The following is a 15,826-nucleotide window of genomic DNA, read 5'->3' as shown; positions in this document are numbered from 1 at the left end:
TGATCTCACAGGCAAACTTCACCCCTCAACATTATCCTCACGATAATGCGTAAGCGTTTAACGTCAACCAACGCACCTTAATCCTGATCATCAGGTAGAGGGGGCGTGGCATTTCCCCGCCTTACTCTTCATTTCGGAGTAAAGCATGACTGCAGTAACTCAAACAGAAACAACCCCTTCAGCGAACGTCTCGCTGTTCCGTATCGCTTTTGCGGTATTTCTGACCTATATGACCGTCGGCCTGCCGCTGCCGGTGATCCCGCTGTTCGTTCATCAGGAGCTGGGCTATGGCAACACCATGGTCGGCATTGCCGTGGGCATTCAGTTTTTAGCCACGGTATTGACCCGCGGTTACGCCGGACGGCTGGCGGATCAGCACGGTGCAAAACGTTCGGCGTTACAGGGGATGTTTGCCTGTGGGCTGGCGGGCGGCGCATGGCTGCTGGCTGCTCTCCTGCCCGTAGAAGCGGCGTATAAATTTGCGCTGCTGGTGCTGGGCCGTTTAATCCTTGGCTTTGGTGAAAGCCAGCTGCTCACCGGCACCCTGACCTGGGGAATGGGTCTGGTGGGGCCGGCACGCTCCGGCAAGGTGATGTCCTGGAACGGCATGGCCATCTATGGCGCGCTGGCCGCAGGCGCACCGCTTGGGCTGCTGATCAATAGCCAGTTTGGGTTTGCGGCGCTGGCTGCCACCACCATGGCTTTACCCCTGCTGGCGTGGGCGTTTAACGGCTCGGTGCGTAAGGTGCCCGCGCACAAAGGCGAGCGTCCTTCCCTGTGGAGCGTGGTCGGCCAAATCTGGCAGCCGGGTCTTGGCCTGGCGCTGCAGGGAGTGGGTTTTGCGGTGATCGGTACCTTCGTCTCGCTCTATTTTATGAGCCGCGGCTGGGCGATGGCCGGTTTTACGCTCACCGCGTTTGGCGGCGCGTTTGTGCTGATGCGCGTGCTTTTCGGCTGGATGCCGGATCGCTTTGGCGGCGTGAAGGTGGCGGTGGCGTCGCTGGTGATTGAAACCATCGGTCTGCTGCTGCTGTGGAATGCACCCGTGGCCTCCGTTGCGCTGCTTGGCGCGGCGCTGACCGGCTGCGGCTGTTCACTGATCTTCCCGGCGCTGGGCGTTGAAGTGGTGAAGCGCGTGGCCCCACAGGTGCGCGGTACGGCGCTGGGCGGCTATGCGGCCTTTCAGGATATCTCATACGGGATAACCGGGCCGCTGGCCGGGGTGTTAGCCACCTCGTTTGGTTATCCGTCCGTCTTTTTGGCCGGTGCGGTTTCTGCGGTGGTTGGGATCGTGGTGACGCTGGTGGCGTTTCGCAGATCGTAGTTTTTGCCCGGTGGCGCTTCGCTTACCGGGCCTACAACCGCACTAGCCGTAGGCCGGGTAAGGCGAAGCCGCCACCCGGCAGTGTTAAGCAACCAGCCAGAAAATCGCCAGCGCAATCAGTAGCGCAATAAACATCAACCCCGGACGCGCAGAGAGCGTTCTGAACGTCTCGACGACCGGCGCAAACAGCGGGCTGTAGATCGGCTGAATGTTTCTCACCTCCGGCACGCCGCCTTCGCGCTCGGCGCGGCGAACGAAGATTTGATTGAGCAGATCCAGCACCTGCGCGGTGGTCAGAACCGTTTGCGGCGTGGCCTGCCAGTTTTGCTGGGCGTAATCCCGGATGACTTCAAACTCGTGCGGCTCAAGCGGCTGCTTCAGTGCCGCCTGGACGGTATGCAGGGTAGGGGCATTCTGGGTGCTGAGCGTCTGGCGCGCCTGGAGCCAGGTCACCAGATGCGTAAACTGTTTGGCCGGTATTAACTCACCCGCCTTCACGCCGGACAGCTCCAGCATGGATTGCCAGATAAGCTTCGTCGGTTCGCCGGTGGCCGCAGCCAGCTTCGTCACCATCTGCTTGAGCGTGTTGTGCTCGGCTGGCAGCAGCGGACGCTCGGTCGCCGGGCGCACCTGAGGCTGCGGAATAGACAGCTCGTTGTTCTGCAGCAGGGTCAGCACGGTTTTGAGCTGGTCGGGCGTCAGCTGGCCCAGCGCGGTCTGACCATACTGCTGGCGAATAAAATCGCTCACCGCCTGCCGGTTATTGCCCTGACCCAGCAGCTCCGTCAGCTGAGCAACAATCTGGCGCGTGGTGTGGTTCTGCTGCGCGGTATTGATACGCTGGTTCAGGTTTTGCTCGGCCGCAGGGAAATGGCGCGACTGCAGCGGTGCGTCGTTCCTCACGCCTAAATCATGCTTTACCCCGGCCCAGACTTCCGCATTTTGCTGTGAAGTCAGCGCAATCAGGCGCGTGATCAGTCGCTCCAGCACGGTGCGCTGTTGCGTGGATAGCGGTTGTTCACCGGCAACGTTTGGCGTGACGGGGCCTTCACCCGGAGGGCGTGGCGGCGTACCTGAAATGGGCTGCATCGTCAAAAATCCTTAAAGTCAAAACTCAGCGTAAACCAGGCATACATATATGCCTGGCGGCGAGATTATGGCACACTTGGCAGGTTTTCTTCCTCTCAAACAGGTACTCAGACGTGAAAATCCTCGTTGATGAAAATATGCCTTACGCCCGTGAGCTGTTTAGCCGCCTGGGTAACGTTAAGGCTGTCCCTGGTCGCCCGATCCCGGTCAACGAACTGGATGACGCAGACGCGCTGATGGTGCGCTCGGTGACTAAAGTAAATGAGGCGTTGCTCGCCGGTAAAGCGATTAAGTTTGTCGGAACCGCAACGGCAGGGACCGATCATGTGGATGATAAATGGCTGAAGCAGGCCGGAATCGGTTTTTCCGCCGCGCCGGGCTGTAACGCCATTGCCGTTGTGGAATACGTTTTCTCCTCCCTGCTGATGCTGGCCGAGCGCGACGGGTTTGCGCTGAAGGACCGCACCGTGGGGATTGTCGGCGTGGGTAACGTCGGCGGGCGCCTGCAAAAGCGCCTTGAAGCGTTAGGGATCCGCACGCTGCTGTGCGATCCGCCGCGTAAAGATAACGGCGATGACGAGGATTTCCGCTCGCTGGATGAGCTGGTTGAACAGTGTGACGTGCTGACGTTCCACACGCCGCTGTTTAAAGAGGGGCCGTATAAGTCGCTGCATCTTGCTGACGAGGCGCTGATCCGTCGTCTGAAGGCTGGCACTATTCTGATAAATGCCTGCCGTGGTCCGGTGGTAGATAACGCCGCGCTGCTGACATGCCTGAACGAAGGACAAGACCTCAGCGTGGTGCTGGACGTCTGGGAGCCGGAGCCGGATCTCAACGTTGAGCTGCTTAACAAGGTGGACGTGGGCACGGCGCATATCGCTGGTTATACCCTGGAAGGCAAAGCGCGCGGTACCACGCAGGTCTTTGAAGCCTACAGCGCCTTTATTGGCCATCCGCAGCAGGTGGCGCTGGATACCTTACTCCCCGCGCCTGAATTTGGCCGCATTACCCTGCACGGCCCGCTCGATCAGGCAACGCTGAAAAGGCTGGTGCATTTGGTGTATGATGTGCGCCGCGATGATGCGCTGCTGCGTAAAGTGGCGGGGATCCCGGGTGAGTTTGATAAGCTGCGCAAGAACTACGTTGAGCGCCGCGAGTGGTCTTCCCTGTATGTAATATGCGACGACGCCCCGGCGGCGACGCTGCTGCATAAGCTGGGATTTAACGCCGTTCATCACCCGGCGCATTAATGTCTTCTTAATGCTCCCTGTCGGATACTCCGACAGGGACGCTTTTTTATTTCTGGAGTAAACCACCATGTCTGAAGGCTGGAACATTGCCATTTTAGGTGCCACGGGTGCCGTGGGCGAAGCCCTGCTCGAAACCCTTGCTGAGCGTCAGTTCCCGGTGGGCGACATCTATGCGCTGGCCCGTACCGACAGCGCAGGTGAGCATCTGCGTTTTAACGGTAAATCCGTCATGGTCCAGGACGCGGCCGCGTTCGACTGGACGCAGGCGCAGCTGGCGTTTTTCGCCGCGGGCGCTGAAGCGACGGCTGCGTACGTTGAAGAGGCGACTAACGCAGGCTGCCTGGTGATCGACCTGAGCGGCCTGTTCTCAATGGAGCCGGATGTGCCGCTGGTGGTGCCGGACGTGAACCCGTTTGTGCTGGCTGACTACCGCAATCGTAACGTTATTGCGGTGCCGAACAGCCTCACCAGCCAGCTGCTGACCGCCCTGAAACCGCTGATCGACGATGGCGGCCTGTCGCGCATTACCGTCACCAGCCTGCTGTCCGCGTCCGCGAACGGCAAAAAGGCCGTTGACGCGCTGGCCGGGCAGAGCGCGAAGCTGCTGAACGGTATCCCGATTGACGAAGACGATTTCTTTGGCCGTCAGCTGGCGTTCAACATGCTGCCGCTGCTGCCGGATCGCGAAGGGTCTGTACGCGAAGAGCGTCGTATCGTCGATGAAGTGCGTAAAATTCTGCAGGACGATGGCCTGATGGTTTCCGCGAACGTCGTGCAGTCTCCGGTCTTCTACGGCCACGCGCAGATGGTCGGCTTTGAAGCCCTCCGTCCGCTGGCGGCTGAAGAGGCGCGCGACGCGTTTGGCCGCGGTGAAGACATCGTGCTCTCTGAAGAGAGCGAGTTCCCGACGCAGGTAGGTGATGCCACCGGTAGCGCGCATCTTTCCGTTGGCTGCGTGCGTAACGATTACGGCATGCCGGAGCAGGTTCAGTTCTGGTCCGTTGCCGATAACGTTCGCTTCGGCGGCGCGCTGATGGCGGTCAAAATCGCTGAAAAACTGGTGCAGGAGTACCTGTACTGATGTCAGACGTGGAACAAAAGCCGGTCCATAGAATTGCCCTCGGAATTGAGTACGACGGCAGTAAATATTATGGCTGGCAGCGTCAGAACGAGGTGCGCAGCGTCCAGGAGAAGCTGGAGAAAGCGCTCTCTCAGGTGGCAAACGAGCCGATTAACGTCCTGTGCGCGGGACGTACGGACGCGGGAGTTCACGGCACGGGGCAGGTGGTGCACTTTGAAACCACCGCCGTGCGTAAGGATGCCGCCTGGACGCTGGGTGTAAATGCGAATTTGCCTGGTGACATTGCGGTGCGTTGGGTAAAAGCTGTGCCGGATGATTTTCACGCGCGCTTCAGCGCCACGGCGCGTCGCTACCGTTATGTCATCTACAACCAGCGCCTGCGTCCGGCGGTGTTAAGCCAGGGCGTCACGCATTTTTATGAACCGCTTGATGCAGAACGTATGCATCGCGCGGCGCAGTGTCTGATTGGTGAAAATGACTTTACGTCGTTTCGTGCGGTGCAGTGTCAGTCCCGCACGCCGTGGCGCAACGTCATGCACATAAACGTCAGCCGTTTTGGCGCGTATGTGGTGGTGGATATCAAAGCCAATGCCTTTGTACATCATATGGTTCGGAATATTGTGGGCAGCCTGATGGAAGTGGGTGCCGGACACCAGCCGGAGAGCTGGATTGCAGACCTGCTGGCAGCGAAGGACAGAACGCTTGCGGCAGCCACGGCGAAAGCGGAAGGATTGTATCTGGTCTCAGTAGACTATCCGGATCGATTTGACCTGCCGAAACCGCCAATGGGCCCGCTGTTTTTAGCGGACTAAACAAAGGTGCAATTAGGGCTTAGACAATATGGACGTAATACGTTTTCTGATTGATTTCATTCTGCATATTGATGTTCACCTGGCAGAGCTGGTCGCGCAGTATGGCGTCTGGGTTTACGCCATTCTGTTCCTCATTCTGTTTTGTGAAACCGGTCTGGTCGTTACCCCATTCCTGCCAGGGGATTCACTGCTGTTCGTTGCCGGGGCGCTATCGGCGTTACCCACTAACGATCTGAACGTGCATCTTATGGTTGTGTTGATGGTGATTGCCGCCATTGTCGGTGATGCGGTCAACTATACGATTGGACGGGTTTTCGGTGAGCGGCTTTTCAGCAATCCTGATTCGAAAATTTTCCGTCGCAGCTATTTAGACAAAACCCATGCGTTTTATGAACGCCATGGCGGGAAAACCATTATCCTTGCGCGTTTTGTGCCTATTGTGCGCACATTTGCACCGTTTGTGGCGGGAATGGGGCATATGTCCTATCGTCATTTTGCGGCATACAACGTGGTTGGCGCGCTGCTGTGGGTACTGCTGTTTACCTACGCAGGCTATCTGTTTGGCGATCTCCCGGTGGTTCAGGAAAACCTTAAGTTACTGATTGTAGCGATTATTGTGCTTTCCGTACTGCCTGGCGTTATCGAAATCATTCGTCACAAACGTGCGGCGGCAAAACAAGCGAAGTAAATGCACACTGGCGGTTCGACCACTTTTTTATCCAAAGTTTCGGGCTGTTATGTTTTAATGTGCAACATTCATGGTCTGTTGGAGGCAAAAATGGCATTATTCGCCTCTTATAGCAAAACTGGCATACGACCAGGTTCAGGCAGAAAGGTTATCAATGAGCTGGATTGAACGAATTAAAAGCAACATTACCCCAACGCGCAAAGCGAGCATTCCTGAAGGGGTATGGACGAAGTGTGATAGCTGCGGTCAGGTTCTGTATCGCGCAGAGCTGGAGCGCAACCTTGAGGTGTGTCCGAAGTGTGACCACCATATGCGTATGTCGGCGCGCAACCGCCTGCATAGCCTGCTGGACGAAGGCTCTCTGGTAGAGCTGGGTAGCGAACTTGAGCCAAAAGACGTGCTGAAGTTCCGCGATTCTAAAAAATACAAAGATCGTCTGGCCTCTGCACAGAAAGAGACCGGCGAGAAAGACGCGCTGATCGTCATGAAAGGCACCCTGCATGAGATGCCGGTTGTCGCCGCTGCTTTTGAGTTCTCCTTTATGGGCGGCTCAATGGGCTCCGTGGTCGGTGCGCGCTTCGTGCGTGCCGTTGAGCAGGCGCTGGAAGACAACTGTCCGCTGATCTGCTTCTCTGCCTCCGGCGGCGCGCGTATGCAGGAAGCGCTGATGTCGCTGATGCAGATGGCGAAAACCTCTGCTGCGCTGGCGAAAATGCAGGAGCGCGGTCTTCCCTACATCTCCGTGCTGACCGACCCAACCATGGGCGGCGTCTCCGCGAGCTTCGCGATGCTGGGCGACCTGAACATCGCTGAGCCAAAAGCGCTGATCGGCTTTGCGGGTCCTCGCGTTATCGAGCAAACCGTTCGTGAAAAACTGCCGCCGGGTTTCCAGCGCAGTGAGTTCCTCATTGAGAAAGGCGCTATCGATATGATCGTCCGCCGTCCGGAAATGCGCCTGAAGCTGGCGAGCATTCTGGCGAAGCTGATGAATCTGCCAGCGCCGAACCCGGATGAGCCGCGCGAAGGCGTGGTGGTACCGGATCAGGAACCCGAGGCCTGATAACTGAAAAGGGCAGGGCCGGTTGGCGCTGCCCTTTTGCTTTCTAATCTGTTAATGACAACCGGGCATTATGGAAAATAAAAGCATTCCCCAAGCCACGTCGCCCCTGGCCGCGTGGCTTTCTTATCTGGAAAACCTGCACAGTAAAACCATCGATATGGGGCTTGAGCGCGTAAGCCAGGTCGCCGCGCGTCTTGATGTGCTCAAACCGGCACCTTTCGTGTTCACCGTCGCGGGTACCAACGGTAAAGGCACGACCTGCCGCACGCTGGAATCTGTCCTGATGGCCGCGGGTTACAAAGTTGGCGTGTACAGCTCTCCACACCTGGTCCGCTACACCGAGCGCGTTCGCGTGCAGAACAGCGAGCTGCCGGAATCGGCGCATACGGCGTCGTTCGCGGAAATTGAAGCCGCACGCGGTGAGATCTCATTAACCTATTTTGAATACGGCACCCTGTCGGCGCTGTGGCTGTTCAAACAGGCGCAGCTGGATGTCGTGATCCTTGAGGTCGGCCTCGGCGGACGTCTTGATGCGACCAATATCGTGGATGCGGACGTGGCGGTGGTCACCAGCATCGCGCTGGACCATATCGACTGGCTTGGACCGGATCGTGAAAGCATTGGCCGCGAGAAGGCCGGTATTTTCCGCGCAAATAAGCCCGCCGTGGTCGGCGAGCCAGATATGCCGCACACCATTGCTGACGTGGCAAACGAGAAGGGCGCGCGTCTGCTGCGCCGCGGCGTTGACTGGCAGTATGAGGTTCAGGATAACGGCTGGCGCTTCAGCGATGCCCAGGGCGCGCTGGACAACCTGCCGCTGCCGCAGGTGCCGCAGCCGAACGCGGCAACCGCGCTGGCGGCACTGCGCGCCAGCGGCCTTGTGGTCAGCGAGCAGGCGATCCGCGACGGTATTCAGAGCGCAATTCTGCCCGGGCGTTTCCAGATTGTCAGCGAGTCACCGCGCCTGATTCTGGACGTGGCGCATAACCCGCATGCGGCGGCGTATCTCGCGGGACGTCTCAAATCGTTACCAAAAACCGGGCGCGTGCTGGCGGTTATCGGTATGCTTCATGATAAAGATATCGGCGGGACGCTGGCCTGCATGGAGACTGTGGTCGATAGCTGGTATTGTGCTCCACTGGAGGGGCCGCGCGGCGCGACGGCTGAGCAGCTGATGGAACATCTCGGCAAAGGCGCAATCTATAGTAGCGTGGCTCAGGCCTGGCATGCCGCGATGGCGGATGCTAAACCAGAAGATACCGTGCTGGTGTGTGGTTCATTCCACACGGTGGCACATGTCATGGAAGTGATGGACGCGGGGAGAACCGGTGGCGAGTAAGTTTCAGAACCGTTTAACAGGAACCATTGTGCTGGTCGCGCTCGGGGTGATTATTCTCCCGGGTCTGCTCGACGGGCAGAAAAAGCATTATCAGGACGAGTTTGCCGCTATTCCGCTGGTGCCGAAACCGGGTGACCGCGATGAGCCGGATATGCTGCCAGCGGCGACGCAGGCGCTGCCTGCTCAGCCGCCGGAAGGCGCGGCGGAAGAGGTGCGTGCAGGCGATGCCGCCGCACCGTCGCTCGATCCGTCTCGTCTGGCGGCAGCGAGCAGCAGCGATATCGATCCAGTGCCGGTAGAGCAGCCTAAACCCGTTGAAAAACCGAAGCCGGTTGAGAAGCCGCAGCCGAAACCGCAGCGGGATAAAGCCGCAGAGCAGCTGGCTGCCGCATCAGAAACCCTACCGCCGGCAAAACAAGACGCTGCACCGACCGGAAAAGCGTACGTTGTGCAGCTCGGCGCGCTGAAAAACGCCGACAAAGTTAACGAGGTCGTGAGCAAACTGCGCAGTGCGGGATATCGTGTTTACACTTCACCTTCCACGCCGGTGCAGGGTAAAATTACCCGCATCCTCGTGGGGCCAGAAGCGTCCAAAGATAAGCTTAAAGGTTCGCTCGGCGAGCTGAAGCAGATCTCCGGCCTGAGCGGTGTGGTGATGGGCTACAGCGCGAACTGATAAGATCTTACCCAACCTCGGAGTGGTTTGCTCACTCTCCCTTGAGGGAGAGGGCTGGGGTGAGGGGGAATGGCAGACGTCCAAAGAGACGTAATGAGCCAACGGCGTTGAACATTTTTTCAGCGCCTTTTTTATTTACGCGCGGGAAGGAAATCCCTACGCAAACGTTTTCTTTTTCTGTTAGAATTCGCCCCGAACTGGATGACAGGGCGTTAAATCGTGGGACACATATGGTCTGGATTGATTACGCCATCATTGCGGTGATTGGTTTTTCCTGTCTGGTTAGCCTGATCCGTGGCTTTGTTCGTGAAGCGTTATCGCTGGTAACCTGGGGTTGTGCTTTCTTTGTTGCCAGTCATTACTACACTTACCTGTCTGTCTGGTTCACGGGCTTTGAAGATGAACTGGTCCGAAACGGAATTGCCATCGCGGTGCTGTTTATCGCAACGCTGATTGTCGGCGCTATCGTGAATTACGTGATAGGTCAGCTGGTCGAGAAAACCGGTCTGTCAGGAACGGACAGGGTGCTCGGGATCTGTTTCGGGGCGTTACGAGGCGTGCTGATTGTGGCCGCGATCCTGTTCTTCCTGGATACCTTCACCGGGTTCTCCAAAAGCGAAGACTGGCAGAAATCGCAGCTCATTCCAGAGTTCAGCTTCATCATCAGATGGTTCTTTGACTATCTGCAAAGCTCGTCGAGTTTTTTGCCCAGGGCATAAACCCTGAGATGTGGCTTAACGAGGAAAAGACGAATGTGCGGTATTGTCGGTATCGCCGGTTTCATGCCGGTAAACCAGTCGATTTATGACGCGTTAACGGTGCTTCAGCACCGTGGGCAGGATGCTGCGGGTATCATCACCATTGATGCAAACAACTGCTTCCGTTTACGCAAGGCGAATGGCCTGGTAAACGATGTGTTTGAAGCCCGCCATATGCAGCGTCTGCAAGGTAATATGGGGATCGGTCACGTTCGTTATCCTACTGCTGGCAGTTCCAGCGCCTCTGAGGCACAGCCTTTCTACGTCAACTCACCGTATGGCATCACCCTTGCTCATAACGGCAACCTGACCAACGCGCATGAGCTGCGTAAAAAGCTGTTCGAAGAGAAACGTCGCCACATTAACACCACCTCTGATTCTGAAATTCTGCTCAATGTGTTCGCCAGCGAGCTGGATAACTTCCGTCACTACCCGCTGGAAGCAGACAACATCTTTGCTGCGATTGCCGCGACCAACCGCCAGATCCGCGGCGCGTACGCCTGCGTAGCGATGATCATTGGTCACGGCATGGTTGCCTTCCGCGATCCAAACGGCATTCGTCCCCTGGTGCTCGGCAAGCGCGACCTTGGCGATGGCCGTACCGAATATATGGTTGCCTCTGAGAGCGTGGCGCTGGATACCCTGGGCTTTGAGTTCCTGCGCGACGTTGCGCCGGGCGAAGCGGTTTATATCACCGAGAAGGGCCAGCTGTTTACCCGCCAGTGTGCCGATAACCCGGTCAGCAACCCGTGCCTGTTTGAATACGTTTACTTTGCCCGCCCGGATTCCTTCATCGACAAGATTTCCGTCTACAGCGCGCGCGTCAACATGGGCACCAAGCTGGGCGAGAAGATTGCCCGCGAGTGGGACGATCTCGACATCGATGTGGTTATTCCTATTCCGGAAACCTCCTGCGATATCGCGCTGGAGATCGCCCGCATTCTGGACAAGCCATACCGTCAGGGCTTCGTGAAGAACCGCTACGTTGGCCGCACCTTTATCATGCCGGGCCAGCACCTGCGCCGTAAGTCCGTGCGCCGCAAGCTGAACGCCAACCGCGCGGAATTCCGCGACAAGAACGTGCTGCTGGTGGATGACTCCATCGTTCGCGGCACCACCTCTGAGCAGATTATCGAGATGGCGCGCGAAGCGGGTGCGAAGAAAGTTTACCTGGCTTCTGCCGCGCCGGAGATTCGCTTCCCGAACGTGTACGGCATCGATATGCCAACCGCCAACGAGCTGATCGCTCACGGCCGTGAAGTGGATGAAATTCGCCAGATCATCGGTGCCGACGGCCTGATTTTCCAGGATCTAAACGATCTCATCGACGCGGTGCGTGCCGAGAACCCGGAAATCCAGCAGTTTGAATGTTCCGTGTTCAACGGTATTTACGTGACCAAAGACGTTGACCAGCAGTACCTCGACTATCTTGATTCTCTGCGCAACGACGATGCGAAAGCCGTTCAGATGCAGAACGATCTTGAAAGCTTAGAGATGCACAACGAAGGTTGATGCTCCGGCAGGTGAGGGCGAATGCCCTCACTTGCAACTCCCCGCAAAATCCTGCACAGTCTGCCCTGAAATCAGTAAGGGCGAAAATCATGAAACGACTCATTGTTGGGCTCAGCGGCGCCAGCGGCGCGATTTACGGCGTACGTCTGTTACAGGTTCTGCGTAACGTGGCGGAAGTCGAGACCCATCTGGTGATGAGCCAGGCGGCACGGCAGACCCTCTCTCTGGAAACCGATCTCTCCCTGCGCGATGTTCAGGCACTGGCGGACGTGGTTCACGATGCCCGTGATATCGCCGCCAGCATCTCCTCAGGCTCGTTTAAAACGGCCGGCATGGTTATCCTGCCCTGTTCGATTAAAACGCTCTCCGGCATTGTGAACAGCTATACCGACACCCTGGTGACGCGCGCGGCGGATGTGGTGCTGAAGGAGCGTCGTCCTCTGGTGCTCTGCGTGCGGGAAACGCCGCTGCATCTCGGCCATCTGCGTTTAATGACCCAGGCCGCCGAGCTTGGGGCCATCATCATGCCGCCGGTTCCGGCGTTTTATCATCGCCCGACCTCGCTGGACGACGTGATTAATCAGACCGTCAACCGCGTGCTGGATCAGTTTGACATCGACCTGCCCGAAGATCTCTTCACCCGCTGGCAAGGGGCCTGATTCTGTGCACAAACAGAGTGCATGAAAAGAGACGTTGCCCTGTTTCAGGGCAATTATGCAACGGCGATCATATCCTCGACATTTAATTCGTTTTTTCCCTTTTTCTCTTTCCGGTTCGTTCGGCAGACCTGCTATCTTTCACCATTAAGGCAATATCGCAACGTTTTATTAACATATTTAACGTCGAAGTTTTGACCAGACGGCAATGTGGCATAAGACCTGCAAGATGAAGCCTGCAACACAACACACAACACAATACATAATAAAATCACGGTACTTGAGGGTAAATGTATGAAGAAGACGGTTCTGGCTCTGTCTTTGCTCGTGGGGTTAAGTGCGGCAGCAGGTAGCTACGCAGCGCTTCCACAGACGGTTCGTATCGGTACAGACGCAACCTACGCGCCATTCTCTTCCAAGGATGCGAAAGGCGATTTCGTGGGGTTTGATATCGATCTGGGAAATGAAATGTGCAAACGCATTGCGGTGAAATGCACATGGGTGGGCAGCGACTTTGACGCGTTAATCCCGTCGCTGAAAGCCAAGAAAATCGACGCCATTATCTCTTCTCTTTCCATCACCGAAAAACGCCAGCAGGAGATTGCCTTCTCTGACAAGCTCTACGCCGCGGATTCTCGCCTGATTGCGCCGAAAGGCTCCCCGATTAAGCCCACCATCGACTCGCTGAAAGGCAAGCATGTTGGCGTGCTTCAGGGGTCGACGCAGGAAGGTTATGCCAACGCGACCTGGCGTGAGAAGGGCGTAGACGTGGTGGCTTACCAGAACCAGGATCTGATTTACTCTGACCTGGCCGCAGGCCGTCTGGATGCGGCATTCCAGGATGAAGTCGCCGCGAGCGAAGGCTTCCTGAAACAGCCTGCGGGTAAAGACTATGCGTTTGCGGGCCCGTCGGTAAAAGACAAAAAATACTTTGGTGACGGCACCGGTATTGGCCTGCGTAAGGATGATACCGAGCTGAAAGCCGCCTTCGACAAAGCCTTTGCAGAGCTGCGTAAAGACGGTACTTACGACAAACTGGCGAAGAAATACTTCGACTTCAATGTATACGGTGAATAATGCCTGACGCTAACGCACCGCAAAGGTGCGTTGCGGGAGCGGTTGACCCAATGCGGTGCATTTGTTGCACCGTATTGGATCGCTTTGTGCATACTTACGCATTTATAATGCAAAAATTCCCGCCTTAAGGGCATTAGTCTTTGCCTGAAAGAGGGGATTAATGGCACATTAGCACCACCCCGTCGTCGTAAAAATCCCGTATGAAGACAGTTTGTTGAGGACAAATATGAAAAAACTCGTGTTGTCACTATCTCTGGTGCTGGCCTTTTCCAGCGCCACCGCGGCATTCGCAGCCATTCCGCAGAAAATTCGGATTGGTACCGATCCAACCTATGCGCCGTTCGAATCGAAGAATTCAAAGGGTGAACTGGTCGGTTTTGACATCGATCTGGCCAATGAGCTGTGCAAACGCATCAAAGCACAGTGTACCTACGTTGAGAACCCGCTGGATGCGCTGATCCCGTCCCTGAAAGCGAAAAAAATCGACGTAATCATGTCCTCGCTCTCCATCACCGAAAAACGCCAGCAGGAGATTGCCTTCACCGACAAACTCTACGCGGCCGATTCTCGTCTGGTGGTGGCTAAAGCTTCTGACATTCAGCCAACGCTGGAGTCCCTGAAAGGCAAACGCGTCGGCGTGCTGCAGGGCACCACGCAGGAAACTTACGGCAACGAACACTGGGCGCCGAAGGGGATTGAAATCGTCTCCTATCAGGGCCAGGAAAATATCTACGCAGACCTGACGGCAGGCCGAATTGATGCGGCATTCCAGGATGAAGTCGCGGCAAGCGAAGGCTTCCTGAAAACGCCGGTGGGCAAAGATTACAAGTTTGGCGGCCCGTCCATTAAGGACGTGAAGTTGTTTGGTGTGGGCACCGGCATGGGCCTGCGCAAAGAAGACAACGAGCTGCGTGAGGCGCTGAACAAAGCGTTTGCTGAAATGCGCGCTGACGGCACCTACGACAAGCTGGCGAAAAAGTACTTTGATTTTAATGTTTACGGCGGCTAATCGCCCCGTCAAATAACGTGCGGCCCCTCCCGCAGTGGGAGGGGAAAAGACACGGTTCCACCACTCACGATACGACAGGGCTCGCGGTATGCTGTACGGATTTTCTGGCGTTATTTTACAGGGCGCGCTTGTCACCCTTGAGCTGGCTATCAGCTCCGTGGTGCTGGCGGTGCTGATAGGTCTGGCGGGCGCAGGGGCGAAGCTTTCGGCTAACAAACCGCTGGCGCTTATTTTTGAAGGCTACACCACGCTTATTCGCGGCGTTCCCGATCTGGTGCTGATGCTGCTGATCTTTTACGGTCTGCAGATTGCGTTGAACAGCGTAACGGACGCGATGGGCATGGGACAAATTGATATCGACCCGATGGTGGCCGGTATTATTACCCTCGGTTTTATCTACGGTGCCTACTTCACCGAAACCTTCCGCGGTGCCTACATGGCCGTTCCGAAAGGCCACATTGAGGCGGCAACCGCATTTGGTTTTACCTCTTCACAAACGTTTCGTCGGATTATGTTCCCGGCCATGATGCGCTATGCGCTGCCGGGCATCGGCAACAACTGGCAGGTTATCCTCAAAGCTACAGCGCTGGTCTCGCTGCTCGGTCTGGAAGACGTCGTGAAAGCGACTCAGCTGGCGGGCAAGAGCACCTGGGAGCCGTTCTACTTTGCGGTGGTCTGTGGCGTGATTTATCTGGTCTTTACGACCGCCTCCAATGGTGTGCTGCTTCTGCTCGAGCGTCGCTACTCCGTGGGTGTGAAGAGGGCTGACCTGTGATTGAGATTATTCAGGAATACTGGAAATCGCTGCTGTGGACGGATGGCTACCGCTTTACCGGCGTGGCGATTACGCTCTGGCTGCTGATCTCCTCCGTGGTGATGGGCGGCATTCTGGCGGTGTTTCTTGCCATTGGCCGCGTGTCGAACAATAAATTTATCCAGTTCCCGATCTGGCTGTTTACCTACGTGTTTCGCGGTACGCCGCTGTACGTGCAGCTGCTGGTGTTCTATTCGGGGATGTATACGCTTGAGATCGTAAAAGGCACTGAGATGCTGAATGCGTTCTTCCGCAGCGGTCTGAACTGTACGGTGCTGGCGTTGACGCTCAACACCTGCGCCTACACCACCGAGATTTTCGCCGGGGCAATTCGCTCTGTCCCTTACGGTGAGATTGAAGCGGCGCGCGCGTACGGCTTTTCCTCAGTGAAACTTTATCGCTGCATTATTCTGCCGTCGGCACTGCGTATCGCGTTACCGGCGTACAGTAACGAAGTGATTTTGATGCTGCACTCCACCGCGCTCGCCTTTACCGCGACGGTGCCGGATCTGCTCAAAATCGCGCGCGATATTAACTCCGCGACCTATCAGCCGTTTACCGCGTTTGGCATTGCGGCGGTGCTCTATTTAATTATCTCTTATGTTCTGATTAGCCTGTTCCGTAAGGCTGAAAAACGCTGGTTGCAGCATATAAAACCTTCTTCGACGCACTGAGAAAGAT

At 56.6% G+C, this 15,826-nt stretch carries 16 protein-coding genes; 15 read left to right on the top strand and 1 reads right to left on the bottom strand.

Annotation, left to right across the window (positions count from 1 at the left end; all coding sequences use genetic code 11):
• Window positions 1-145 precede the first annotated feature (145 nt).
• A complete protein-coding gene (locus LBF07_RS04365) occupies window positions 146-1,324 on the top strand; it encodes an MFS transporter (protein ID WP_094934249.1) in 1,179 nt (392 codons plus the stop codon).
• A gap of 84 nt (window positions 1,325-1,408) precedes the next feature.
• On the opposite strand, the gene flk is transcribed toward LBF07_RS04365, so the two are convergent.
• Window positions 1,409-2,413, bottom strand: a complete 1,005-nt coding sequence (gene flk / locus LBF07_RS04360) for a flagella biosynthesis regulator Flk (protein WP_094934248.1) — start codon at window positions 2,411-2,413, stop codon at window positions 1,409-1,411.
• Window positions 2,414-2,526: 113 nt separating this feature from the next.
• Here flk and pdxB point away from each other — a divergent pair, with 113 nt between their 5' ends.
• The 14 genes from pdxB to LBF07_RS04290 all read left to right on the top strand — a co-directional run bounded on the left by pdxB (window position 2,527) and on the right by LBF07_RS04290 (window position 15,819).
• Entirely contained in the window at window positions 2,527-3,663 is a 1,137-nt protein-coding gene (gene pdxB / locus LBF07_RS04355) for a 4-phosphoerythronate dehydrogenase PdxB (RefSeq protein WP_048980060.1), read from the top strand.
• A gap of 67 nt (window positions 3,664-3,730) precedes the next feature.
• On the top strand, window positions 3,731-4,744 hold the full coding sequence (locus LBF07_RS04350; RefSeq protein WP_094934247.1) for an aspartate-semialdehyde dehydrogenase: 1,014 nt from the start codon (window positions 3,731-3,733) through the stop codon (window positions 4,742-4,744).
• Complete coding sequence (truA, locus tag LBF07_RS04345) at window positions 4,744-5,556, top strand: tRNA pseudouridine(38-40) synthase TruA (RefSeq protein WP_023312566.1); 813 nt, start codon at window positions 4,744-4,746, stop codon at window positions 5,554-5,556. The genes LBF07_RS04350 and truA overlap by 1 nt, the downstream gene beginning before the upstream one ends.
• A gap of 28 nt (window positions 5,557-5,584) precedes the next feature.
• Complete coding sequence (locus tag LBF07_RS04340) at window positions 5,585-6,244, top strand: DedA family protein (RefSeq protein ID WP_039263236.1); 660 nt, start codon at window positions 5,585-5,587, stop codon at window positions 6,242-6,244.
• Window positions 6,245-6,398: 154 nt separating this feature from the next.
• Window positions 6,399-7,304: an acetyl-CoA carboxylase, carboxyltransferase subunit beta gene (accD, locus tag LBF07_RS04335; protein ID WP_003861408.1), complete on the top strand. Its 906-nt coding sequence runs from the start codon at window positions 6,399-6,401 to the stop codon at window positions 7,302-7,304.
• 70 nt (window positions 7,305-7,374) lie between these two features.
• Window positions 7,375-8,643 (top strand): bifunctional tetrahydrofolate synthase/dihydrofolate synthase, encoded by a 1,269-nt coding sequence (gene folC / locus LBF07_RS04330; RefSeq protein WP_094934246.1) that lies wholly within the window; start codon window positions 7,375-7,377, stop codon window positions 8,641-8,643.
• Window positions 8,633-9,319 (top strand): cell division protein DedD, encoded by a 687-nt coding sequence (dedD, locus tag LBF07_RS04325; RefSeq protein ID WP_064672895.1) that lies wholly within the window; start codon window positions 8,633-8,635, stop codon window positions 9,317-9,319. The genes folC and dedD overlap by 11 nt, the downstream gene beginning before the upstream one ends.
• 230 nt (window positions 9,320-9,549) lie before the next feature.
• Window positions 9,550-10,038, top strand: a complete 489-nt coding sequence (cvpA, locus tag LBF07_RS04320; protein WP_000262116.1) for a colicin V production protein — start codon at window positions 9,550-9,552, stop codon at window positions 10,036-10,038.
• A 33-nt stretch (window positions 10,039-10,071) separates the two neighbouring features.
• A complete protein-coding gene (gene purF, locus LBF07_RS04315) occupies window positions 10,072-11,589 on the top strand; it encodes an amidophosphoribosyltransferase (protein WP_024908947.1) in 1,518 nt (505 codons plus the stop codon).
• An 89-nt stretch (window positions 11,590-11,678) separates the two neighbouring features.
• Complete coding sequence (locus LBF07_RS04310; RefSeq protein ID WP_029740194.1) at window positions 11,679-12,248, top strand: UbiX family flavin prenyltransferase; 570 nt, start codon at window positions 11,679-11,681, stop codon at window positions 12,246-12,248.
• 291 nt (window positions 12,249-12,539) lie between these two features.
• Window positions 12,540-13,322, top strand: a complete 783-nt coding sequence (argT, locus tag LBF07_RS04305) for a lysine/arginine/ornithine ABC transporter substrate-binding protein ArgT (protein ID WP_023312560.1) — start codon at window positions 12,540-12,542, stop codon at window positions 13,320-13,322.
• 226 nt (window positions 13,323-13,548) lie between these two features.
• On the top strand, window positions 13,549-14,331 hold the full coding sequence (gene hisJ, locus LBF07_RS04300) for a histidine ABC transporter substrate-binding protein HisJ (RefSeq protein WP_023336423.1): 783 nt from the start codon (window positions 13,549-13,551) through the stop codon (window positions 14,329-14,331).
• Window positions 14,332-14,419: 88 nt separating this feature from the next.
• Complete coding sequence (locus LBF07_RS04295) at window positions 14,420-15,106, top strand: histidine ABC transporter permease HisQ (RefSeq protein ID WP_023336422.1); 687 nt, start codon at window positions 14,420-14,422, stop codon at window positions 15,104-15,106.
• Window positions 15,103-15,819, top strand: coding sequence for an ABC transporter permease (locus LBF07_RS04290; RefSeq protein WP_008502590.1), 717 nt, complete (start codon window positions 15,103-15,105; stop codon window positions 15,817-15,819). The genes LBF07_RS04295 and LBF07_RS04290 overlap by 4 nt, the downstream gene beginning before the upstream one ends.
• The last annotated feature ends 7 nt before the right edge of the window (window positions 15,820-15,826 follow it).

The sequence above is a fragment of the Enterobacter cloacae complex sp. ECL352 genome, from assembly GCF_020149545.1.
Lineage (GTDB): Bacteria > Pseudomonadota > Gammaproteobacteria > Enterobacterales > Enterobacteriaceae > Enterobacter > Enterobacter asburiae_B.
This window is presented reverse-complemented; position numbering and strand designations above follow the sequence as displayed.

Bases quoted from the DNA above. Each gene is read 5' to 3' on its own strand.
- LBF07_RS04365 (WP_094934249.1), top strand. From the start codon at position 146: ATGACTGCAGTAACTCAAACAGAAACAACCCCTTCAGCGAACGTCTCG.
- flk (WP_094934248.1), bottom strand. From the start codon at position 2,413: ATGCAGCCCATTTCAGGTACGCCGCCACGCCCTCCGGGTGAAGGCCCC.
- LBF07_RS04350 (WP_094934247.1), top strand. From the start codon at position 3,731: ATGTCTGAAGGCTGGAACATTGCCATTTTAGGTGCCACGGGTGCCGTG.
- truA (WP_023312566.1), top strand. From the start codon at position 4,744: ATGTCAGACGTGGAACAAAAGCCGGTCCATAGAATTGCCCTCGGAATT.
- LBF07_RS04340 (WP_039263236.1), top strand. From the start codon at position 5,585: ATGGACGTAATACGTTTTCTGATTGATTTCATTCTGCATATTGATGTT.
- accD (WP_003861408.1), top strand. From the start codon at position 6,399: ATGAGCTGGATTGAACGAATTAAAAGCAACATTACCCCAACGCGCAAA.
- folC (WP_094934246.1), top strand. From the start codon at position 7,375: ATGGAAAATAAAAGCATTCCCCAAGCCACGTCGCCCCTGGCCGCGTGG.
- cvpA (WP_000262116.1), top strand. From the start codon at position 9,550: ATGGTCTGGATTGATTACGCCATCATTGCGGTGATTGGTTTTTCCTGT.
- purF (WP_024908947.1), top strand. From the start codon at position 10,072: ATGTGCGGTATTGTCGGTATCGCCGGTTTCATGCCGGTAAACCAGTCG.
- LBF07_RS04310 (WP_029740194.1), top strand. From the start codon at position 11,679: ATGAAACGACTCATTGTTGGGCTCAGCGGCGCCAGCGGCGCGATTTAC.
- argT (WP_023312560.1), top strand. From the start codon at position 12,540: ATGAAGAAGACGGTTCTGGCTCTGTCTTTGCTCGTGGGGTTAAGTGCG.
- hisJ (WP_023336423.1), top strand. From the start codon at position 13,549: ATGAAAAAACTCGTGTTGTCACTATCTCTGGTGCTGGCCTTTTCCAGC.
- LBF07_RS04295 (WP_023336422.1), top strand. From the start codon at position 14,420: ATGCTGTACGGATTTTCTGGCGTTATTTTACAGGGCGCGCTTGTCACC.